Origin of the sequence: Pseudarthrobacter sp. C4D7, from assembly GCF_013359725.1 — a bacterium.
Taxonomy (GTDB): Bacteria; Actinomycetota; Actinomycetes; order Actinomycetales; family Micrococcaceae; genus Arthrobacter.
Genome location: NZ_JABFMW010000012.1, coordinates 52,794 through 73,730, shown reverse-complemented (window position 1 = coordinate 73,730; position 20,937 = coordinate 52,794). Strand labels below are relative to the sequence as shown.

The 20,937-nt window shown below is 65.9% G+C and carries 26 protein-coding genes; 13 read left to right on the top strand and 13 right to left on the bottom strand.

Annotated elements, in window-relative coordinates; all coding sequences use genetic code 11:
* The first annotated feature begins 6 nt into the window (after positions 1–6).
* Positions 7–1,119 (top strand): App1 family protein, encoded by a 1,113-nt coding sequence (locus HNO81_RS10735; protein WP_254703415.1) that lies wholly within the window; start codon positions 7–9, stop codon positions 1,117–1,119.
* Here HNO81_RS10735 and HNO81_RS10730 read toward each other — a convergent pair.
* From HNO81_RS10730 to HNO81_RS10715, 4 genes are all read right to left on the bottom strand, one after another.
* Positions 1,108–2,685 carry a glycoside hydrolase family 1 protein gene (locus tag HNO81_RS10730; RefSeq protein ID WP_175318115.1) on the bottom strand — a complete coding sequence of 526 codons (1,578 nt, stop codon included), beginning with the start codon at positions 2,683–2,685 and terminating at the stop codon, positions 1,108–1,110. The genes HNO81_RS10735 and HNO81_RS10730 overlap by 12 nt on opposite strands.
* A gap of 97 nt (positions 2,686–2,782) precedes the next feature.
* The gene (locus HNO81_RS10725) at positions 2,783–3,160 is read right to left on the bottom strand and encodes a hypothetical protein (protein WP_175318114.1); all 378 of its coding nucleotides are present in this window, start codon (positions 3,158–3,160) and stop codon (positions 2,783–2,785) included.
* Between the two features lie 54 nt (positions 3,161–3,214).
* Entirely contained in the window at positions 3,215–3,592 is a 378-nt protein-coding gene (locus HNO81_RS10720) for a J domain-containing protein (protein WP_175318113.1), read from the bottom strand.
* A 59-nt stretch (positions 3,593–3,651) separates the two neighbouring features.
* Positions 3,652–4,077 carry an Hsp20/alpha crystallin family protein gene (locus tag HNO81_RS10715; RefSeq protein ID WP_175318146.1) on the bottom strand — a complete coding sequence of 142 codons (426 nt, stop codon included), beginning with the start codon at positions 4,075–4,077 and terminating at the stop codon, positions 3,652–3,654.
* Positions 4,078–4,216: 139 nt separating this feature from the next.
* Here HNO81_RS10715 and HNO81_RS10710 point away from each other — a divergent pair, with 139 nt between their 5' ends.
* Positions 4,217–4,534: a MerR family transcriptional regulator gene (locus HNO81_RS10710; protein WP_175318112.1), complete on the top strand. Its 318-nt coding sequence runs from the start codon at positions 4,217–4,219 to the stop codon at positions 4,532–4,534.
* Positions 4,535–4,563: 29 nt separating this feature from the next.
* Here the strand turns inward: HNO81_RS10710 and HNO81_RS10705 are convergent, their stop codons facing one another.
* The 3 genes from HNO81_RS10705 to HNO81_RS10695 form a co-directional block, all read right to left on the bottom strand.
* Entirely contained in the window at positions 4,564–5,313 is a 750-nt protein-coding gene (locus HNO81_RS10705) for a phosphatase PAP2 family protein (protein ID WP_254703414.1), read from the bottom strand.
* A gap of 251 nt (positions 5,314–5,564) precedes the next feature.
* Positions 5,565–6,434: an NAD(P)-dependent oxidoreductase gene (locus tag HNO81_RS10700; protein ID WP_175318110.1), complete on the bottom strand. Its 870-nt coding sequence runs from the start codon at positions 6,432–6,434 to the stop codon at positions 5,565–5,567.
* Positions 6,435–6,479: 45 nt separating this feature from the next.
* Complete coding sequence (locus tag HNO81_RS10695; protein WP_175318109.1) at positions 6,480–7,073, bottom strand: adenylate kinase; 594 nt, start codon at positions 7,071–7,073, stop codon at positions 6,480–6,482.
* Positions 7,074–7,361: 288 nt separating this feature from the next.
* On the opposite strand from HNO81_RS10695, the gene HNO81_RS10690 reads away from it, so the two are divergent.
* A complete protein-coding gene (locus HNO81_RS10690; protein WP_175318145.1) occupies positions 7,362–8,105 on the top strand; it encodes a GAF and ANTAR domain-containing protein in 744 nt (247 codons plus the stop codon).
* Between the two features lie 67 nt (positions 8,106–8,172).
* Positions 8,173–8,586 carry a response regulator transcription factor gene (locus HNO81_RS10685; protein ID WP_175318108.1) on the top strand — a complete coding sequence of 138 codons (414 nt, stop codon included), beginning with the start codon at positions 8,173–8,175 and terminating at the stop codon, positions 8,584–8,586.
* 78 nt (positions 8,587–8,664) lie between these two features.
* Here the strand turns inward: HNO81_RS10685 and HNO81_RS10680 are convergent, their stop codons facing one another.
* Complete coding sequence (locus HNO81_RS10680) at positions 8,665–9,501, bottom strand: alpha/beta fold hydrolase (protein ID WP_175318107.1); 837 nt, start codon at positions 9,499–9,501, stop codon at positions 8,665–8,667.
* Between the two features lie 157 nt (positions 9,502–9,658).
* On the opposite strand from HNO81_RS10680, the gene HNO81_RS10675 reads away from it, so the two are divergent.
* Positions 9,659–10,036 carry a metalloregulator ArsR/SmtB family transcription factor gene (locus HNO81_RS10675; protein ID WP_175318106.1) on the top strand — a complete coding sequence of 126 codons (378 nt, stop codon included), beginning with the start codon at positions 9,659–9,661 and terminating at the stop codon, positions 10,034–10,036.
* Positions 10,033–11,088 carry a cation diffusion facilitator family transporter gene (locus tag HNO81_RS10670; protein WP_371818224.1) on the top strand — a complete coding sequence of 352 codons (1,056 nt, stop codon included), beginning with the start codon at positions 10,033–10,035 and terminating at the stop codon, positions 11,086–11,088. Before HNO81_RS10675 ends, HNO81_RS10670 begins: the two co-directional genes overlap by 4 nt.
* Before the next feature lie 57 nt (positions 11,089–11,145).
* Here HNO81_RS10670 and HNO81_RS10665 read toward each other — a convergent pair whose 3' ends face one another.
* The 3 genes from HNO81_RS10665 to HNO81_RS10655 all read right to left on the bottom strand — a co-directional run bounded on the left by HNO81_RS10665 (position 11,146) and on the right by HNO81_RS10655 (position 14,610).
* Positions 11,146–12,330, bottom strand: coding sequence for an acyl-CoA desaturase (locus tag HNO81_RS10665; protein WP_175318105.1), 1,185 nt, complete (start codon positions 12,328–12,330; stop codon positions 11,146–11,148).
* Between the two features lie 13 nt (positions 12,331–12,343).
* Positions 12,344–13,441 carry a ferredoxin reductase gene (locus HNO81_RS10660; RefSeq protein WP_175318104.1) on the bottom strand — a complete coding sequence of 366 codons (1,098 nt, stop codon included), beginning with the start codon at positions 13,439–13,441 and terminating at the stop codon, positions 12,344–12,346.
* A 143-nt stretch (positions 13,442–13,584) separates the two neighbouring features.
* Positions 13,585–14,610 carry an LLM class flavin-dependent oxidoreductase gene (locus tag HNO81_RS10655; RefSeq protein ID WP_175318103.1) on the bottom strand — a complete coding sequence of 342 codons (1,026 nt, stop codon included), beginning with the start codon at positions 14,608–14,610 and terminating at the stop codon, positions 13,585–13,587.
* Between the two features lie 75 nt (positions 14,611–14,685).
* On the opposite strand from HNO81_RS10655, the gene HNO81_RS10650 reads away from it, so the two are divergent.
* The 4 genes from HNO81_RS10650 to HNO81_RS10635 all read left to right on the top strand — a co-directional run bounded on the left by HNO81_RS10650 (position 14,686) and on the right by HNO81_RS10635 (position 17,052).
* Entirely contained in the window at positions 14,686–15,024 is a 339-nt protein-coding gene (locus tag HNO81_RS10650; RefSeq protein ID WP_175318102.1) for a YnfA family protein, read from the top strand.
* Between the two features lie 46 nt (positions 15,025–15,070).
* Complete coding sequence (lhgO, locus tag HNO81_RS10645) at positions 15,071–16,273, top strand: L-2-hydroxyglutarate oxidase (protein WP_175318101.1); 1,203 nt, start codon at positions 15,071–15,073, stop codon at positions 16,271–16,273.
* A gap of 91 nt (positions 16,274–16,364) precedes the next feature.
* Positions 16,365–16,715, top strand: coding sequence for a YidH family protein (locus HNO81_RS10640; RefSeq protein WP_175318143.1), 351 nt, complete (start codon positions 16,365–16,367; stop codon positions 16,713–16,715).
* Between the two features lie 4 nt (positions 16,716–16,719).
* Positions 16,720–17,052 (top strand): DUF202 domain-containing protein, encoded by a 333-nt coding sequence (locus HNO81_RS10635; RefSeq protein ID WP_175318100.1) that lies wholly within the window; start codon positions 16,720–16,722, stop codon positions 17,050–17,052.
* 15 nt (positions 17,053–17,067) lie between these two features.
* Here the strand turns inward: HNO81_RS10635 and HNO81_RS10630 are convergent, their stop codons facing one another.
* A complete protein-coding gene (locus HNO81_RS10630) occupies positions 17,068–17,466 on the bottom strand; it encodes a hypothetical protein (RefSeq protein WP_175318099.1) in 399 nt (132 codons plus the stop codon).
* An 85-nt stretch (positions 17,467–17,551) separates the two neighbouring features.
* On the opposite strand from HNO81_RS10630, the gene HNO81_RS10625 reads away from it, so the two are divergent.
* The 3 genes from HNO81_RS10625 to HNO81_RS10615 all read left to right on the top strand — a co-directional run bounded on the left by HNO81_RS10625 (position 17,552) and on the right by HNO81_RS10615 (position 20,225).
* On the top strand, positions 17,552–17,788 hold the full coding sequence (locus tag HNO81_RS10625; RefSeq protein ID WP_175318098.1) for a DUF2630 family protein: 237 nt from the start codon (positions 17,552–17,554) through the stop codon (positions 17,786–17,788).
* A complete protein-coding gene (locus HNO81_RS10620; protein WP_175318097.1) occupies positions 17,788–18,582 on the top strand; it encodes a carbon-nitrogen hydrolase family protein in 795 nt (264 codons plus the stop codon). The genes HNO81_RS10625 and HNO81_RS10620 overlap by 1 nt, the downstream gene beginning before the upstream one ends.
* Before the next feature lie 323 nt (positions 18,583–18,905).
* Positions 18,906–20,225, top strand: a complete 1,320-nt coding sequence (locus HNO81_RS10615) for an ammonium transporter (protein WP_175318096.1) — start codon at positions 18,906–18,908, stop codon at positions 20,223–20,225.
* A gap of 9 nt (positions 20,226–20,234) precedes the next feature.
* On the opposite strand, the gene HNO81_RS10610 is transcribed toward HNO81_RS10615, so the two are convergent.
* Entirely contained in the window at positions 20,235–20,861 is a 627-nt protein-coding gene (locus HNO81_RS10610; protein ID WP_175318095.1) for a PadR family transcriptional regulator, read from the bottom strand.
* Positions 20,862–20,937: the final 76 nt, after the last annotated feature.

Genomic DNA, 20,937 nt, shown 5'->3' with positions numbered 1-20,937 from the left:
TAGGGCATGGACACGGCTCCGCAGAATCCAGCCCAGGACACCGCAAACGCACCCTGCCAGAAGAAGATCGGCCAGTTCGCGCTGTCGGGAAGCCAGTTCTTCCGCCTGGCACACAGGCTCTCCGATGCCGTCAACGACGTCCGGATCGTTCTCGCCAAAAGGTGGAACTTCGTGCCCCAGACCATCGCCTACCAGGGGTACGGCTCCACCACCCGGGTGCGCGTGCTGGGACGGGTCCTGCTGACCCAGAAACCGCTGCCGGGGAGCAAAGCCGAACGCGAAGTGAAAAACGGCAACCAGAACATTCGGGGGTGGCGTGCCTTCACCGGGGTGCCACTGCAGTTCAGCGACGTCGAAATCACCATCGGCGATGTGGTCACCCACGTCACCGCAGACCGGGGTGGACTCATCGACACCGAGGTGGACGTCCAGCTGTCCCCTGGCTTGCACACGGCGGTCCTGCGCGCCGAAGGCACGGAACCGGCTGAGGCGCTGATCCAGGTGATTGCCCCGGGCGTGGAATTCGGCATCGTTTCCGACATCGACGACACCGTCATGGTGACTGCCCTGCCCCGGCCCTTCCTGGCGCTGTGGAACACCTTCGTCCTCAGCGAACGGGCCCGCACGGCCACCCCGGGAATGGCCGTGCTGCTGGACCGGCTGACCGTTGAGCACCCGGAGGCACCGGTCATCTACCTCTCCACGGGCCCTTGGAACGCTGCCCCGACACTGGGGCGTTTCCTCACCCGCAACATGTACCCGCAGGGCCCGCTGCTGTTGACGGACTGGGGCCTTACCCAGGACCGCTGGTTCCGCAGCGGCCAGGACCACAAGCACCGCAACCTCGAGCGGCTGGCCAAGGAATTCCCCGGGATGCGGTGGCTGCTGATCGGTGACAACGGCCAGCATGACGAGGCCATTTACTCCGCTTTCGCCGCAGAGAACCCGGACAAGGTTGCCGCCATCGCCATCCGCCAGCTGTCCGTCAGCGAGTCGGTGTTCGCCGGCGGCCACTCGGAGGACGGCGACCACACCGCGTCCCGGGTGCCGTGGATCTACGCCCCCGACGGCGCCGGCATTGCCAGGCAGCTCGCCATGCTGGACCTGCTAAGGGGCTGACTGCTCAGGGCCGGCCAACACGTCATCACTTCCGGGGAGCTCGTCACTGCCGGAAAGGTCGTCATCGCCCAGAAGGTCCGGAACCACGGCCTGGGCGATCGTGGCCCCGGCCGCGGCAGCCAGGTCCCGTTCCTCAATGAGCTCCTGGTACCAGAAGTAGGATGCCTTGGGCGTGCGCTCCAGCGTTTCGAAGTCCACGTGCAGCAGGCCGAAAGGCTGCTTGTAGCCGGCGGACCATTCGAAGTTGTCGAGGAAAGACCACACGTAGTAGCCGCGCAGGTCCACGGACTCCGCCACGCCGCCTGGCGCCGTGGCCCGCAGGGCGGATTCAAGGTGGTCGGAGATGTACTTCAACCGGCGCTCGTCCGGGATGAACCGCGTGTTGGTCGACTTGTCCCGGACCATGATGTCCTCGAAGCTTGCTCCACCCTCGGTGATGATCACCGGCGGCAGGTTGGGGTACCTGTCCGCCATCTCCTTCAGCGCCACCGCCATGTACTCGGGCTTGACCGGCCAGCCGTAGGCGGTGATGTCCGCTTCCGGCCAGGCTTCCACGTGGAAGGGCGTAGGGCCGCCGCCCGTGGCGCTGAGGTCGCTGCCCATGGCCTCCGCCATGCTTGTGGGCACGGTGCCGCCGCCGGGCCCGGCCGCCACCTTGGTGGGCATGTAGTAGTTGAGTCCGTAGAAATCCAGGGGCTGGGAAATGATCGTCATGTCTTCTTCAGGGTGCTCAAAGGAGCTGAAGAACTTGGCGGCACGGATCAGGTCAGGGTACTTGCCCGTGAGGACTGGGTCCGCGTAGAGCCGGTTCTGGCCCAGGTCCATGATCCCGGCGCTGATCTTGTCCAGCGGGTTGATCGAGTTGGGCACCATGGGTGAGTAGACGTTGGTCATTCCGATTTCACCGGGCACCTTGGCGGCGCGGAGGGCCTGGACGGCCAGGCCATGGCCCAGCAACTGGTGGTGGACGGTGGGGAAGGCACCCAGTGCGAGCTCCTTACCCGGCGAGTGGACGCCAAAGGCGTAGCCATTGGCGCTCACGGTTGCCGGCTCGTTGACGGTGACCCACCGGGCCACCCGGTCCCCAAAGGCCTCAGCCACGATGGCGGCATACTCCCCCAGCCGGTAGGCCGTGTCCCGGTTCATCCACCCGCCTGCTTCGTCCAGCTCCAGGGGCGTGTCCCAGTGGTAGATGGTGGCCATGGGCGAGATTCCGTTGGCCAGCAACTCATCCAGGAGCCGGTCGTAGAACGCCAGTCCTGCGGGGTTGGCCGGCCCGGAACCGCTGGGCTGGATGCGCGGCCAGGAGAAGGAGAACCGGTAGGAATCGACGCCGAGCTGCTTCAGCAGTGCCACGTCCTGCGGCATCCGGTGGTAGTGGTCCGTGGCCACCACCGGGCTGTGGTCCTCAACGATGGCGCCGGGCTTGGCGGCGAACCTGTCCCACCCCGAAGGTCCCCGGCCGTCTTCGTCAAGGGCGCCCTCGATCTGGAATGCTGCGGTTGCGACGCCAAGCGTGAACCCCGGAGGGATGAGCGCTGCGAGGTCCTTGGCGGTGATGTGCATTGGGGTCCAGCCTTTTGATCACGGTGTTTGGGTACGTCCCAGAATGTCACAGCACGTGACCGGTGACGAGCAGCAACCCCGCAGCGGACGCCGGCGTCTATTGGGAACCGAACAGGAATTCCTTGGCATGCGCCACTGCCTTGCGGAAGGCATCATTGCGCAGGGTCACCAGGTGTTCCGAGTCGCCGTCCGACGGTTCCAAATACCCCGTGTAGCCCGGGCGCAGGACCCAGATGTCCCCCGCCGGCGGCAGGTAGAACACCCCGAAAGACCGCTGCTGGCTTTCGTCGGCCGTCCAGACCGGGACCACCGCCAGGGCGGCACCGGTGTCCGGGTTCAGCCACTGCGCCCGCGGGAGGGGCTGCTCGTGCGCCTCGGGGTCCAGGAAGGGTGCGGTTCCCGGACCCCAGCGCTGCTCGAAGCGCTCATGGAATGCGGGAATAAGGTGTGAATCGTAGCGCCGCCAGTCGCTCATGCAGCTCTCCGCCTCCTTGGATGAATGGCACTGCTGTGGTTTGTTTTCCCTGTTTCAGGCCCAGGGCCCGCTTTCCCATCGCACCGGGGTGACGCGGAGGGCAGGCCCGGCCGCCGTTCCGGCGCGGCGTCCATGCCGGACCGGAACGATGGTGGGTGATCCGGCGGCCAGCCCCCGGTCGTACTCGGCGCGCCGCACTGGATCGCCCAGCACGTTGAACGCCTGCATGATGCCCAGGAGGTCCTCCCGCCGGCCGGGATGGGCCGTCGCGGCGGTCCGGCTCCCACCATCGTGGTTGCCGCCGTCCATCCTGCCTGCGTCCATGTCCGGATGGTGGCTGCGCATCAGGGCCCGGTACGCATGCCTGATTTCCTGCCGGGTGGCCTTCCGGCCAACGCCCAGGACAGCGTAGAAATCTGGGGCGCCTGCCATCGCAGCCTCCTGTTCCGCCCACTCCTCCGCCCCTGATGGGCGGCATGTGAAAGAGCACCCTAGGTGTTGGTCTGCTGCCCGCCGCCCTGCCGGGCCTGGATCTCGATCTTCCGCGGCTTGGCCTGCCCGGCAACCGGGATCCGCAGGGTCAGGACACCCTGGTCGTAGCTGGCTTTGATCTTCGCCGTGTCCAGGGTGTCGCCCAGGATCAACTGGCGGCTGAATACGCCGCGGGGACGCTCGGCGGCCACGAGCTCCACAGTGGGCTGCGCGGGATCCTTCCGCTCTGCCCGCACCGTCAGGACGTTCCGCTCGACGTTCAGGTCCAGCGCATCCACCTTCACGCCGGGAAGGTCGAACGCCACCACGAACTCGCCGTCCTCCTGCCAGGCGTCCATGGGCATGACGGCCGGACGGGCGGTTGTTCCAAAGACCTGCTGCGTGAGCCGGTCGAGCTCACGGAACGGGTCCGTACGCATCAACATCATTTCCCTCTCCTTCGGCTTCCACGTGTTGATCTGCGCCTGTCAACCATCACCTGATCTATGGTGGTGAATGTAGATTTTTTATAGCACTCGTGGGAAACTGAAGCAAGACACCGCCGGAGCGTTTTTGGGAGTATTCATGGCAGCATCTGGTGCGGTCCGCGGCGCGCGCCCCTCCGGATCACGGGCCCTCTATGCCATTTCGGTGGCCTCGGAGTTGACGGGAACCGGGCAGCAGAACATCAGGATGTATGAAACCAAAGGGCTCCTGACGCCGTCGCGTACTGCCGGCGGCACCCGCCAGTACAGCGATGACGACATCGCGGTTCTGCAGAGAATCGGGGAGCTGCTTGACGAAGGGCTGAACCTGGCAGGCGTTGCCAAGGTCCTGGAACTCGAGGCGGCAAACGTGGAACTGCACCAGGCGCTGAAACGCGCCAGGTCACGGCCCCGGTAACACCCCCGCATGCGCAGGGGTAGGGGGCCCTACTTCCCGCCGGACTCTTCCTTGGACAGCTCGCCCGTGACCCGTTCCCCCGGAATTCTTGCCGTCCGCCAGGTATCCAGCGCGATCACGCCGCCCAGGATGAGCAGTGACAGTGAGAACGAGGCGATCGTGTCCGTGGGCCAGTGGTAGCCGAGATAAAGGCGGCTGGCGATGGCGAGGACGATTCCGATGCCGGCCCCAATGAATCCGAAGACGGCCGCCCGCGGGTTCCGGCGCCGGGAGAAGATCAGGTAGGCGCCCACCAACAGGAAGTCACAGGCTCCCAGGACGTGCCCGGAAGGGAAGGAAAAAGTCTGGTCGGCCCCGAACAGCATCTGGTCAACGGGGGGCCGGGAACGCTGGACGATGTGGAGGATAATCTGCGAGACGATCACACCCGTCAGCATTGCTGATGCCAGCAGGATGGGCCGCCAGGCGTGCTTGGCGGCGAATCCCCACACCAGGATGACCACCAGCACGATGATGGGCAGGGCGATGGGTCCGAAGAAAATGGCGAGGAAAATCATGATGGCGGTGGCGGCTGCTGAACGCGTCGTCAGCAGCCAGTCGTGCACGGGATGGTCTGCAGCGGCAAGGCCGCCGGACTGGACCACGCTGATCAGCGTGGCGATGAAGAGTGCCAGCCCCACCACGGCCAGGATGGCCGACGCGCGGTAAAGGCGGCGCCGGTCGGAAGGATCGATGTAGCGCTCCTCCACCACGAACTTTTCATGGAACGTGCGCCACATGCCGGACTTCCCCTGAGTGACTGCGGACCCTGCTGATTTTTGTGCCAATGTGCTGCCCGTCCCTGCGCCCTGTTGATGCACGGCTCATGCGCGTGCCGTGAAAATGCCTAGGCTGAAGATTATCCCCATGACAGGCCATTCCCTCCATCACCCGGCCAACCGCCACAGCGCAGGGGCCGGGAACGGGGTGCCCTGGCCGGGTCCGCACCGGTCTCGGCGGCCGGTACGGACCCGTTTACTGCAGGTGGGAATTACGCCTTGCCACCGGTGCCGGCAGCTGCGTGGTTCCGCCAGCTGTGCTCAGGTTCGTAGCCCAGGAGCCGGCGCGCCTTGTCGATGGAGAGCATCGTTTCGTGCTCGCCCAGTTCCTTGGTGACCTTGACGCCCGGGAACACCTCGGCTGCGAGGCTGGCGCTGGACCTGCTCATGACGGTGTCCGCGTTGGCGATGATGAAGGCTTCGAATCCGGGACGTGCATTTTCGAGCGCCCGCACCACAGCCTGTGCGCCGTCCCTGCCGTCGATGTAGCCCCACAGGTTCCACTTCCGCAGCGTCGCGTCGGCATCGAAGGAAGGGAACTTCGCGTAGTCGGATTCGTCCATGACGTTGGAGAACCGCAGGCCCGTAATGCTCAGCTCCGGGTCCCACCGCGTCATTTCCACGGCCATCTGCTCCTCCAGGGTCTTCACCAGGGAGTAAGTGCTTTCCGGCCGCGGCGGGTATTCCTCGTCCACCGGGATGTAGGGCGGGTCCGTGTCGAACGGCAGCCCCAGCACGGTCTCGCTGGATGCGTACACCACGTTCTTGATGCCGGCACGCCGTGCGGCCTGGAAGACGTTGTAGGTGGAGAGCATGTTGTTTTCGAACGTGGCCGCGTCCGGAAGGATGCCCGGGGCGGGAATGGCACCCAGGTGCACCACGGCGTCGAACCCGTCATGCCGGTCATCAACGCCCAGGAGCGCATCCACGACCTGGCCGTAGTTGCGCAGGTCCACCATCAACAGCCCCGGGCTTCGCTCGCCCGCGCGGTCCAGGGTGAGGACCTGGTGGCCGTCGCCGGTGAGCCGGCGCACCACGTGCCGTCCCAGTTTTCCATTTCCGCCTGTAACGGCAATTCTCATCAGTGTTTCCTTCTGTTGGAGTGCGTTCACCGTGCGTTGCTTCGGTCAGGACGGGGGTTGCGGGGCTGCGAGGAACTGTTCGACGGCGGCGATTGCCGCTGCGGTGATCCCGCCCGGATCGCCGCTGCCGTTGACGGTCACCAGGATGCCCCGGCCCGCGTACACCGAGACTACTTCATGCGTCTGACGGTGGTAGAGGTCCAGCCGGCGGCGGAAGACGTCGATAGTGTCGTCGGTCCGGCCCTGTTCCGCGGCGCGGCGCTGCATCCGCTCCTCCAGTTCCGCGTCCGGCGCCTGCAGTTCGATGACGGCGTCCAAAGCATGGCCACTGGCTGCGAGCATGGCATCGAGTTCGGTTGCCTGCGGCGCCGTGCGCGGGTAGCCGTCCAGCAGGAAGCCGTGCATCACGTCGCCCTCCAGGAGCCGGTCTTTCACCAGCGCATTGGTGAGGTGGTCCGGGACGAAATGGCCGTCGTCCAGGTACTGCGCGGCCTGGTTTCCCAGGTCTGTCTTCCGGCTGACGTTGCTCCGGAAGATCTCGCCGGTGGACACGGCAGGGACCTTGAAATGGCGCGCCAGGTGCTCGGCCTGCGTTCCCTTGCCGGAGCCCGGCGGCCCAATGATAAGAAGCCTGGTCATGTTCCTGTCCTTCCGCGGCGGGACCGCAGTCAACGGGCCGGCGGAGACGGTACCGGATCCTGCTTCATTGTGCCGGGTGGACGTTGCCCGGCGCCAGCAACCCGGATTGCGGCCCTGGAGCGTTGGCGGTTTAGCCCTGTTCCGGGATGTATATACTCTGGTTATCGGTTTAGCAGCAGGCCGTTGGAAAGTTCGTCGATCCAGCGACCATCACCGGTTTCCCCCCACGTGGCGGGGTGCCGCTGTGTTGCAGGCTCGTTTTGACCTGAATGAATGGCACCAAGAACCGTGGCCGGCGAGTCAACAGCAAAAACCGATACATCCATCACCGAGCACCTGCATGAACTGGTCCTCAACAGTTCCGACGTTGAAGATTTCCTTAATGAACTGGCGCAGGTGTCCGCACGAAACCTCTCCGAACCCGGCGACGAGATGCTCTGCGCCATCACGCTGCTCCGGCAACGGAAAACAGCCACGATCGCCAGCAGCAGCCGGGAAGCGAAGTCGATCGGACGCCTCGAGCATACGTTCGCCGAGACTCCCAGCCTGACGGCATTCACGGCCCAGGAAACTGTCCACGCCCCGGACCTTTCCGGCGACGGCCGCTGGCCCGATTACTCCCCGGCGGTGGTGGCACAGGGGATCAGGTCGGTTGCGGCCCTCCCCTTCCGGCTGGAAGGCGAGACGAAGGCCGCGCTGCTGCTGTACTCCGGCAGGCCCCACCGGTTCGAGGGCCGCATCCTCAAGTTCGCCGAGGATTTTGTCAGCCAGACGTCGCTGGCGCTCCGCCTGGCAGTGCGGTTTGCGCATTACAGCGAAACGGCGGCAAACCTTCGCGCCACACTGGAATCCCGCACGGTCATCGATATGGCCGTGGGCATCATCATGGCCCAGAACCGGTGCAGCCAGCAGGACGCCTTCGCCATCCTGAAGACGGCGTCCAGTACCCGGAACACCAAGCTCCACGACGTCGCTGCCGCGGTGGTGAATGCCCTGGGCCAGGGGCCTGCGCGCACCCATTACGACGGGTAGGCAGGCGGTCTGCAGCAACGGGCCATCCCACCAGTAGACTGGTGCCAACTTTTCGCCGGGGGGCTAAATGAATCAGCAACAGCGTGTTTGCCTTGTCGTGGAGGATGACGACGATATCAGGGGCCTGGTCTCGGTGGTCCTGTCCCGTTCCGGGTTCCTGGTCAAGGCGGTGGGCACGGGCACGGAGGGCATCGCCGCGGCAGCCGATCCCGCCATTGCCTTGGTCACCCTGGACCTTGGGCTTCCCGATATGGACGGGCATGTGGTGGCCCGCGCCATCCGTGCCCTCACGTCCGCGCCGCTGCTGTTCCTGACGGCCCGGTCGGAAGAGGACGACGTCCTGGCCGGGATGGCGTCCGGCGCCGCCGCCTACCTCACCAAGCCTTTCCACCCGAAGGAACTGAAAGCGCTGGCCGCCCAGTTGTGTCCTGCGGATGCCGTGCCCCAGGAGCCTCAGATACCGGGCAAATCCAACTGCTAGGGCCTCCGGCGGGGCATCGGACCAAGCCCGGCGGGGTGTCCGACGGCGGCCCATGCCGCCGTCGGACGCGTTTGCTTCCTACTTCGAAAGGAAGCCGAGAAGCGCCTCGTTGACTTCTGCCGCGTGCGTCCACAGCAGGCCGTGCGGGGCACCCTCGATTTCCACGTACTCAGCGCTGGGCAGTGCCTTTGCGAACAAGCGTCCGGTGGAGTCGATGGGCAGGATGTTGTCCGCCGTTCCGTGCACGATCAGGGCCGGAACATCGATCTTGGGGATGTCCTGGCGGAAGTCGGTCAGCCAGCTGGGCTGGGCGGCAACGGAGGCCGTGGCGCCCGCACCGGCGGCCAGGTTCCAGCCCGCGTCCATGACTTCCTGGCTCAGGCGCGGGGTACCCAGGAAGGTATCGGAGTTGTAGAAGTTCTTGAAGAAGTCGGTGAAGAAGGCGTAGCGGTCAGCGGTCACCGCTTTCAGGAGGCCGTCAAACACGTCCTGCGGGACGCCGCCGGGATTGTCGTCGGTCTTCAGCAGGTAGGGCTCAAGGGATCCGAGGAACGCCGCCTTGGCCACGCGCGCGGAACCGTAGGTGCCCAGGTAGCGGCCCACCTCACCGGTGCCCATGGAGAAGCCCACCAGCACCACGTTGTCCAGGTCCAGGGCGGTCAGCAGGGTGTTGAGGTCCGCGGCGAAGGTGTCGTAATCGTAGCCCTCCGTGGGCTTGCTGGATTTGCCAAAACCGCGGCGGTCATACGTGATGACGCGGTAGCCGGCGGCCAGGAGGGCCGCCGTCTGCTTTTCCCAGGACGACCCGTCCAGGGGGTAGCCGTGGATCAGCACCACGGGCTGCCCGGAGCCGTGGTCCTCGTAGTAAAGCTCGATATCAGTGCTGTTCTCAGTGCCAACGGTGAGTAAAGCCATCGGGGACTAATTCCTTTCGGGACTGGTCAGGCGGCAGGCAGAGTGCCATGCAACGCTCCCCACTCTAGGGCGGTCCGCTCCGGACCGGGCCTCTTTCGGGGACGACGGCGGGACGCGCCACAGTGCGCAGGCGCTGCAACTGTGACACTATATGCGCATGAATGCAGATACGAATGCTTGCGCGCTGGGCGTCGACAGCCAGTACGTGGAATTGGCTGTGGAAGTCTTCGCCATGCTGGCCGACGCCACCAGGGTGCGGATCATCCTGGCACTCCGCGACGGCGAGATGGCGGTGGGCGCCCTGGCCGATGTCGTAGGCAAGTCCCCCGCAGCCGTGTCCCAGCACCTCGCAAAAATGCGGCTGGCCCGGATGGTCTCCACGAGGCAGGACGGGACCCGGGTGCTCTACCGGCTGGAGAACGAGCACGCCCGGCAACTGGTGGCCGATGCCATCTTCCAGGCCGAGCATGCCCTCGGCGGGGAGCCGGCCCATCACCGCGTCACCAACCATCCTGCGCAGGGAACTGCCTCGTGAGCGGGCGGCACCAGGAGTCAACGCATACGCACAGCCAGCCCCACGAAGAGCAACAGCACGGAGCGCACACGCACGATTCTGGCCACAGCCACGGGCACGAGGGACATGACCACCACCAGGCCGGCTTCAAGGGCTGGCTGACGGAGCTGTTTGTTCCGCATACGCACGATGCGGCCGATTCCATTGACGACGCCATGGAGGCCAGCGCCGAGGGCATCCGGGCGCTGAAGATCAGCATGTTCGTGCTGCTGGCCACCACCGTGCTTCAGTTTCTGGTGGTCCTGTCCAGCGGCTCGGTGGCGCTTCTCGCCGACACCATCCACAACTTCTCCGATGCCTTGACGGCGGTGCCCCTATGGGTAGCCTTCATCCTGGGGCGCAGGGCCGCCAACCGCCGGTATACCTACGGCTATGGACGGGCAGAGGACCTGGCCGGGCTCTTCATCGTGGCCGTGGTGGCCCTTTCCGCCGTGGTGGCCGGCTGGCAGTCCGTGGACCGGCTGATCCACCCCAAGCCGCTGCAGAACCTTGGCTGGGTCATGGCCGCGGGTCTGATCGGATTTGCAGGAAACGAGGCCGTGGCCATCTACCGCATCCGTGTGGGACGCAGGATCGGTTCCGCCGCGTTGGTGGCGGACGGCGTGCACGCCCGGACGGACGGTTTCACCTCCTTGGCCGTGGTGATTGGCGCCGTCGGCGTCATGCTCGGTTTTCCGCTCGCGGACCCGATCATTGGCCTGGTCATCTCCGCAGCCATCATGGTGCTGCTCTGGGGCACTGTGCGGAGCATCGGCCGGCGGCTCATGGACGGCATCGAACCAGCCCTGGTGTCGCGCGCACAGACGGCGCTGGAGGAGACCCCGGGGGTCCTCGCGGTAGCAAACCTGCAGCTGCGGTGGTCCGGCCACCGGCTCCAGGGATCGGCACGGATCGAAGTGGCGGACACGGAGTTGTCGCATGCGGAAGAGATCCTTGACCGCGCCAGGCACCGCCTCCGGCACGCACTGCCCAAGCTGGACCACATGCTCCTGGCTCCCGGCACCCGGCGGTAGCGGGCGCCAACGCAGAAGTGACCCGGCAATGCCGGGTCACTTCTGTTTATTTGCGGGCTAGGCCTGGGCAGTCTTCCCAGGCAGGGCAAGCTTGAAGACCTTGGCCCACGATGAACCGACCTGCTTCAGCAGCGGGCCCGTGGTGTACTTCAGGCCGTAGCGCTGGCAGATCTCGCGGACCCTGGGCGCCACTTCCGCGTAGCGGTTGGAGGGCAGGTCCGGGAAGAGGTGGTGCTCGATCTGGTGTGAAAGGTTGCCGGTCATCAGGTGCATGAACCTGGAACCGGAGATGTTGGCGGAACCGATCATCTGGCGCACATACCAGTCGCCGCGGGTTTCGCCTTCCACCATTTCCTCCGTGAAGGTGTCGGTGCCTTCCGGGAAGTGGCCGCAGAAGATGACGGCGTGGGCCCAGACGTTGCGGATGGCGTTGGCTGCGATGGTACCGAACAGGGCCTGCTTGGCGGATCCGGTCAACATGGCAAGTGCGGGCGTGGCCGCATAGTCCTTGGTGAACTGGGTAACGACCTTTTTGCCCAGCGCCTTGAGGTCCTTGTTCAGGGCTTCCTTGGACTTGGTGCCTTCTTTAAACTCGGTGAGCTCAAGGTCGTAGATGGCGATGCCCCACTCAAAGACCGGCGCCAGGATGGCGTTGAACAGCGGGTTGGCCAGGTTGATGGGCTTCCACGGCTGCTGCTCGTCCATGCGCAGCAGGTTGTATCCGACGTCGTTGTCCTTGCCCACCACGTTGGTCCAGCGGTGGTGGAGGTCGTTGTGAGTGTGCTGCCAGGACCGCGAGGGCGTCACGAAGTCCCATTCCCAGGTGGTGGAGTGGATGTCCGGGTCCCGCATCCAGTCCCACTGGCCGTGGAGGATGTTGTGGCCCAGTTCCATGTTTTCCAGGATCTTGGCCAGGCTCAGAAGCGTGGTGCCCGTGACCCAGGCAGCCTTGTTCTTGCCCACCAGCAGGGCGGCGCGGCCGGAGAGCTCCAGTCCGCGCTGGATCTTGATCATGCGGCGGATGTAGGCGGCGTCTTCCGCGCCGCGCTTGCCCAGGATCTCGTCCCGGATGGCGTCGAGCTCACGGCCCAACTCCGCCACCTGTTCATCGGTGAGGTGGGCGGCAGCCGGCGGCCTGACGCTGGGGCTTCCCGACTCGGCCAGCTTTCCGGGGCGCGTCCGGGAGGTGCCGGCGTTGGCACCTGCGGGGGTGGTGGTTTTCGTGGGTGAGATGACAGTCATACGGTGCTGCTCCTCAGAGTTCGAGGTTGACGGGTCCGGCGGCTGCCGAAACACACGTTTGGATCAGTTGGCCGGGTTCGCCATGGATTTCCCCGGTGCGGAGGTCGCGGACCTGCCCCGCGAGCAGTGGCGTAAGGCAGCTGTGGCAGATGCCCATGCGGCAGCCGCTGGGCATCAGCACCCCGGCGTCTTCGCCGATGTCCAGGATGGGGGTGTCGCCGTCGGCTTCCACCTCCCGGTCGGAAGCCTCGAAGGTGACCAGGCCGCCGTCGTGCCCCACGCCGGCGTTGAAGGTGGTGTTGAAGCGTTCGATCATAAGGTTGCCGGCGTCGCCGGCAACGGCTACGTCGGTCCCGGGGGCGCGGGTGGTCAGCGCCGTGCGCTTCCACAGCGCCTCGGCGTCGTCCAGGAAGCTGTCCGGGCCGCAGGCGTAGGCGGACCGTTCCTTCCAGTCGGGGCAGATCTCGTCAAGCTCGCGGGTGCTGGAGAAGTCCATGCGGCCCTGCTCGCCGGTGTACCAGTGCGCCAGCCGGAAGTTGGGGAACTGGTCAGCGAGTTCGGCCAGCTCTTCGCGGAAGAGGCTGTCGCCGGGCGTGCGGGCCGAATGGACCAGGACGACGTCGGCATCCGGGCGCCGCGGAACAAGGGTGCGGATCATGGACATCACCGGAGTGATGCCGCTGCCGGCGGTGACCATGAGCAGGGGGCGGGGATGTTCCGGAAGCACGAAGTCACCCTGCGGCGGAGCCAGGAACAGGACGTCACCGGGCTTGGTGGTGCGCACCAAGGTGCCGGAAACGGCGCCGACGTCCGTGACCGTGATGGCCGGATCCTTGCCGGCAGGGGCACTCAGTGAATAGGAGCGCCAGTGGCGCACGCCATCGAGTTCGACGCCGATGCGGGCCCACTGGCCGGCAAGGTGCGCCTTCCAGCCGCGGCCGGGACGGAAGAAGATGGTTGCCGACTGGGCGGTCTCCTGGACCACCTTGGTGACAACGCCCCTGAGCTGCCTCGCGGAGTAGACAGGGTTGAACAGCGAGAGGACGTCCTCTGGCGTTAGGGGGGTGGTGAGTACCGAAGCCGCTTGGGCCAGCTGTCGTAGCCGGATCATGCGTTAAAGCCTAGGGCGGCGCGAGCCATATTTCTCTCTCTCCGTCATATGACCGTTCAGCAGTCACAGTGTAGTTGGGGCGCGAAGCCCCCACACCGCACTTAAAGGATAACGGTTCGGTATCGCAAAAGGTTCCCAGCCTCCTATCGGCTCCATCCCAGGGCCGGGGCCACGAACTGCACAATATTGCCCAGGAGCTTGGCGTTGAAGTCCACGCCCAGCTGGTTGGGAACGGTCAACAGCAGGGTGTCGGCCGCCTGCACAGCGGTATCGGCTGCAAGCTGCTCCGCCAGGAGGTCAGGTGCGCCCACGTAGCTCTTGCCGAACCGTGAGGTAAGGCCATCGATGACACCCACCTGGTCGCGACTGTCCCGGAGAGCGCTCCCGGCGAAGTAGTAGGTGTCCTCCTCGTCCACGATGGGAAGGACGCTGCGGCTGACCGACACCCGCGGGGTACGTGCATGTCCTGCCGCCGCCCACGCCTCCCGAAACAGCTGGATCTGTTCCGCTTGGAGTTCGTGGAACGGAACGCCGGTGTCCTCCGTCAGCAGGGTGGAACTCATCAGGTTCATCCCTGATTCCGCGGCCCATATAGCGGTTTTGCGGGTCCCCGCGCCCCACCAGATCCGGTCCGCCAGACCCGGCGACTGGGGTTGGACGGGCAGGAGTCCCGTAGCGCCGCCGGCGTACCGGGGGTCTGCCTGGGCGACGCCCGCACCGGTAATGGCCCGGCGGAAGACGCCTGTGTGCCGGCGGGCCATGTCGGCATCCGTCTCCCCTTCCTCCGGCACGTAGCCGAAAGCGGAGGCACCCTGCCGCGCCGGCTCGGGTGAACCACGGCTGATGCCCAGCTGCAGCCTGCCGCCGCTGATCAGGTCTGCCGCTGCCGCTTCCTCTGCCATGTAGAGCGGGTTTTCGTACCGCATGTCAATGACGCCCGTACCTATTTCGATGCGGCTCGTGCGGGCAGCGATGGCAGACAGAAGGGGGAAGGGCGAGGCCTGCTGCCGGGCGAAGTGATGCACGCGGAAGAAGGCGCCGTCCACTCCAAGTTCCTCGGCGGCAACGGCCAGGTCGATGCCCTGGAGCAGGGCATCGCCCGCGGTCCGGGTGCGGGAACCCTGGCCGGGTCCCCAGTGGCCGAATGAAAGGAATCCGATGCACTCCATACCTTCCCCAACTCCGCTGCCGCAAGCCTCATTCCCGGCTGCGATGATGGCCCTGTGGGTACTCCAGGTGAAACTGTGGCTGTTTTCAAGACCATCGTGCTGTTCGTCCTCGCCGCCGCCGCCGAAATCGGGGGCGCGTGGCTGGTGTGGCAGGCAGTCCGCGAGGGCCGGGACTGGTGGTGGGCCGGGCTGGGTGTCATCGCACTGGGTGCCTACGGCTTCGTGGCAACGCTCCAGCCGGACGCCCACTTCGGACGGATCCTGGCGGCCTATGGCGGCGTGTTCGTTGCCGGTTCCCTCGCGTGGGGCATGGCGTTTGACGGCTTCCGGCCGGACCGGTGGGACATCACCGGATCCCTGGTGTGCCTTGTGGGTGTCGCCGTGATCATGTTTGCGCCCCGCAGCGGCGGATAAGCCGGGCAGCGGTGGCTAGAATCTAGCCACGACGAAAGGCGGACCTGTGGAGCGGGTGGACTACTGCGTTATCGGCGGCGGAATTGTGGGGCTGGCAACGGCCTATCAACTGCTGCTGAAGCAGCCGGGAGCTTCCCTGGTCCTGCTGGAGGCCGCGGCCTCGCTGGCCGCACACCAGACCGGCCACAACAGCGGCGTCATCCATTCCGGGATCTATTACGCCCCGGATAGCCTCAAGGCCCGCTTCAGCAAGGCCGGGGCGCAACAGACCAAGGAGTTCTGCCGGGAGCACGGCATCCGGTACGCAGAGCCGGGCAAGCTCCTGGTGGCCACCTCAGCGCTGGAACTGGACCGGCTGGACCGGCTTGAGGAACGCGCGGCGATCCACGGGCTGGACAGCGAGCGGGTGGACCAGGCGGAGCTCCACCGGCGGGAGCCCAACGTTTCCGGCCTGGGTGCACTGTTCATTCCAAGCACCGGCATCGTGGACTACGGGGAAGTGGCGCGGAAGCTGGCAGAGCTCATTTCCGCTGCCGGCGGCAGGGTGGTCACCGGGGCGCACGTGGGTTCCATTGTGGAACATTCAGACCGGGTGGAAGTTGCCACGGGACAGGCCGCCTACTCCTGCCGGCGGCTGGTGGCGTGTGCCGGCCTCCAGTCGGACCGCCTGGCGGAACTGGCCGGGATGAAGCTGGACGTCCAGATCATTCCTTTCCGCGGAGAGTATTTCGAGCTGCCGGACAGCAAGCGGGATTACGTCTCCCACCTGATCTACCCCGTACCGGACCCGGACCTGCCCTTCCTGGGGGTCCACCTCACGCCCACCATCAGCGGCACCATTACCGTGGGCCCCAATGCCGTCCTGGGCCTGGCACGGGAGGGCTACCCCAAGTTCTCGGTGAACATCAAGGACGTGGCCCGCTACGTGCGCTTCCCCGGACTGTGGCATGTGGCCAGGGCCAATGCCGCCACCGCGGTGCGCGAAATCCGCAACTCACTGTTCAAGGGAAGCTACCTGCAGGAATGCCGCAAATATGCCCCGGGACTGTCCACAGCGGACCTCTTGCCACATGAGGCGGGCATCCGGGCACAGGCCGTGCGCCGCGACGGAACGCTTCTCCACGATTTCCTGCTGGCTGAGACAGACAGAATGGTCCACGTCCTGAATGCCCCCTCCCCTGCCGCAACTGCTGCCCTGCCGATCGGGGAGCACCTGGCAGCCAAGGCCGCGCTCCGCCACGCTGCCTGAAGGGCAAGCCCGCACCGGCCGCGGCTAAACTGGCCCCGTGATCAACAGTGAGCAGCCCCCCAGGCAAACGGTCCCGCCGTCGCGGGGCAAAATGGCCGAGCGGCTGCTGCCCGGGGGCGAGGAACCCGATCCGCGCTTCACGCTGGCGAACGAACGCACTTTCCTCGCCTGGATCCGGACGTCGCTTGCCCTGCTGGCCGGTGGCATTGCCATCGAGGCGTTCACGTCCGGCCTTTTCATTGATCCTGTCCGGAAGGGCCTGGCCGTCCTGCTGCTCCTGCTGGGCATGATGCTCAGTGGCGGGGCCGCCATGCGGTGGCTTCGGGTGGAACGGAGCATGCGCACCAAGGCGCCGCTGCCTCTGCCGTTCTTCGTTCCCCTGCTGGCCGGGGCAGGGGCGCTGGCTGCCGCCGTCGTCCTGGTCTTCATCCTCTGGCGCTGATCCCGTGGCAGCCAGCGGCCCCAGCCACCACGGCGATCCCGGCCTCCAGCCTGAGCGGACGGCCCTAGCCTGGGGCCGGACCATGCTGTCGCTGGTGACGGCGAGCGCCTTCTTCCTTCGCTGGCTTCCCACCTATGGTCCGCCCATCCTTATGCTGCCGGTGATCTCAGGCGGCGCCGCCCTTGCCATCTACCTCACGCAGCGGCGCCGGTACCAGGCCAGGTCCCATGGGTTGGCAGGCGAAAGCATTGAAGCTGACCTGCCGGCCGTGCTGTGGACCGCGTTTGCGGGGGTTGCCCTGGGGTGCGTCGGCATCGTGGTGGTACTGGCCGGCTAGAACCGCTCCGGCGGGCTAGAACATGGGCAGGACGAAGCCGGCCAGCAGCGCCACGGAGCCCACGGCCGTCAGGCAGCGGCCCAAGACCGAGGCCGTCCTGCCGGCTTCCTCCGGCATGGTGGTCTGCCACTGCGTGGGGCGTTTGGGGTGGTAGTAAACAGCCAGCGTGTCTCCGGGCGCCAGGTCCCTGATGTCGTAGGGGGACATCGGAGCGTTGTGCACCTGGTGTTTGCGGTCGAACCAGCGGAACCCCACGCCAGAGGAATCGGAATAGACCACCGCTTCGGCCACATCCCAGGGATGCACGAAGCGGCGGAGGAAACCGGTATAGAAAAGCAGTCCCAGCCCGGCGGGCAGGCACAACCAGGTGAGCACTTCCAGGATGGGACCTGCCATATCAAGCGCAGTGGGCATGAAGTTGATGGTACAGCGCGGGGGCTGGCTCCTTCAGCACCTGGTACGTACGCTGAAGGAGACCGGACCAAAGTAAGGGGAAACCATGAACGACCAGGACATTTTGACGCGCATTCAGGCCTTGGTGGAGGAGGAACACTCGTTGCGCGAGGGCCCTGGGGACGGCCAGGCACCGGACCAGGCGCGGCTCAAGTACGTGGAGGAAAGCCTGGACCAGTGCTGGGACCTGTTGCGGCAACGGCGTGCCAAGAAGGACTCGGGTGAGGACCCGAACGACGCCGAGGCCCGCCCCATCAGCGAGGTGGAGGGCTACCGGCAGTAATGCGTATTGCAGTAGCGCAGATCATCAGCAGCGCCGACACCGCCGCCAACCTTGAACTGGTGTGGGACTATGCCGCCCAGGCCAGGAACGCCGGGGCGCAGCTGGTGGTCTTTCCCGAGGCGACCATGCGCGCCTTCGGCCATTCCCTGACGGACATCGCCGAGCCCCTTGACGGCCCGTGGGCCAGCGAGGTCCGAAGGATCGCCAAGGAGCTGGGGATCGCCGTTGTGGCCGGCATGTTCACGCCGGGAACAGACGGCCGCGTCCGCAACACCCTCCTGGTCACCGGGCCCGGGGTGGAGGCGTCCTACGACAAGATCCATCTCTTCGATGCCTTTGGTTTCCTGGAGTCCCGGACGGTGGACGCCGGGGAAGCGCCGGTGACCTTCGAACTGGAGGGGACCGTGTTTGGCCTGGCCACGTGTTACGACGTGCGCTTTCCGGGCCTGTTCACGGCAAACGCCAATGCGGGCGCACAGGTGAACATCCTGTGCGCGTCCTGGGGTGCCGGTGAGGGCAAGGCGGAACAGTGGGACCTGCTGGTGCGCGCCCGGGCCCTGGACAGCACAACGTTCGTGGTTGCCTGCGGGCAGGGCGACCCCGAAACAACGGGCGCGGGCCCGGCGGGGACGGCACCCACCGGCATCGGACACAGCGCCGTGATCACCCCCCTGGGAAAGGCGGTTGCGGCGCTGGGCGGGAAGCCGGAACTCGCCGTCGTCGACATCGATCCGTCAACGGTGGACGGCATCCGTGCCAAGCTGCCGGTCCTGGCCAACGCGCGCAGGTTCTGACCGGGTGAGGCCACGTTCATAGCTTCGAAACACACGCAAAAGAGCGGCCGACGGCGGGTCTCACCTGCCGTCGGCCGCTCTTTCCCTTGCCTGAAGGGAAGCGCAAGGGGCGGAGCACGTGGAGACAGGCAGTGGAACAGAGGGTGTTTACATGCCCGAAACATGGCTGATACGTGAACTTCACGCAGGGACGATTTGTGTAACGTGGTCGCAACTTTAGGCTGCACTGGCTGAAACACACGCCGCCAAAAATGGATCCCGGGGGAAATGCACGGGACCACAACGGGTCCCGCACCACGATCACGTTGCGAAGGGACCCACCGGTGGAGATCACTGCCCAACACGTCTGGCTGATGATTTCAGCCGCCATGGTCCTGCTGATGACCCCCGGGCTTGGCCTTTTCTACGGCGGCATGACCCGCGCCAAGGCCGCCCTGAACATGATCATGATGAGCTTCATCTCGGCAGGAATCGTCGGCGTGGTCTGGGTCCTGTGGGGCTACTCGATGACCACCGGGGACGGCGTCCTGGGCCTCTTTGGCAATCCCTTCACCAGCTTCGGCCTGCAGAACCTGATGGGTTCACCCGACCTCCTCAAGGCCGGGTACAGCGCTACCTTCGCCATCATCACGGTGGCCCTGATCAGCGGCGCCATCGCGGACCGCGCCAAGTTCGGCGCGTGGGCCCTGTTCGTTCCCGTCTGGATCACCGTGATCTACTGCCCGCTCGCCTACATGATCTGGGGTGGCGGCCTGATGAGTGCAGGGGGTGCCGTCACGGAGATCTTCGGCCAGGTGATCGACTTCGCCGGCGGCGCCGTAGTTGAAATCAGCTCGGGAACGGCGGCCCTGGTGCTGGCCGTGATCGTTGGCCAGCGGCACGGTTTCGCGAAGGACCCCAACCACCGCCCGCACAACCTGCCGTTCATCATGCTCGGCGCGGCGATCCTGTGGTTCGGCTGGTTTGGTTTCAACGGCGGCGCGGCCACCAGCGTTGAGCAGGCCGGCCTGATCTGGATCAACACCCTGGTGGCTCCTGCCGCGGCAATGCTCAGCTGGCTGGTGGTGGAGAAGGCCCGCCACGGCCACCCCACCTCACTTGGCGCCGCTTCGGGCGTTGTCGCCGGACTGGTGGCCATTACGCCGTCCTGCGCCAACATCAGCCCAGTGGCCGCTATCGGCCTGGGCCTGGTGGCCGGAGCCGCCTGCTGCGTGTTCGTGGACCTCAAGTACCGGTTTGGCCTTGATGACTCCCTGGACGTGGTGGGTGTCCACCTGGGCGCAGGCCTGATCGGCACCCTGTCCCTGGGGTTCATCGCCCTTCCCGTCAACGGCCAGGGCGGCGGCCTCTTCTATGGCGGCGGGGTCCAGCAGCTCATCGCCCAGGTGGCCGCGGTGGTCATCACGCTCCTGCTGTCCGGCGTTGGAACCGCGGTCATTGCCCGGGTGATCCACAAGACCGTTGGCTTCCGTGTCAGCCACGAGGCTGAGACCGCCGGCGTGGACCTGGCTGAGCACGCCGAGACGGCCTACGCCTTCGGTGAGATCGGAGCGGGATTCAACCCCCTGCGCCAGGCCGCCGCCCACATCCCGACCGCACCGGCCCCGGCTGAACGGCACGTCAAGGAAGACTCCTTCGCGTAGGTTCCCGCTTTAGTCCGCAAGGATCTTGTAGAGCGCTCGGCGCAGCTCATCCATCTTTTCAACGGCGGCAGCCCGCTGTTCCCCGGTCACTCCGGCGCGGAACTGGTGGATGGCTCCCATGAGCTTGGCGATGCTCTGATGGAAGTCCCGGTCCGCACTGTCAGGTTCGGCGTTCCACGCGTTCTCCATCTCCTCGGCGTGTTCCGCAACGTAGGCCCGGCCGGCGTCCGTCAGCGCAAACTCTGTTCCACGGCCCTCGCCCACGGCCTCGATCAGGCCCTCGTCCACCAACTGCTGGAGCGTGGGGTAGATGGATCCCGGGCTGGGCCGCCACACGCCGCCGGTCTTGGCGGCAATGGTCTTGATCAGTCCGTAACCATTGGACGGCGCCTCTGCCAGCAGGGACAGGATGGCCGCCCGCACATCACCCCGGCTTGCCCTCCGCCCACCACGGCCAAAGCCGGGGCCGAACCCAGGGCCAAACCCCGGACCGAATCCGGGACCAAAGCCAGGGCCGAACCCTGGACCAAAACCCGGACCGCGGTGCCCGTGGGGCCCCCGCTGGCTCCTCCCCCGCTCGAAGCGGCCGCCGCCGAACCCAGGGCCCGGATGTTTCTCGTCGAATATGCCTTTCATGGTGGCATCGTCCTTTCACATTGATCTACTCGCTATATATTCAGCGATAGTTAACGATATGTCGGTAACTATCGCT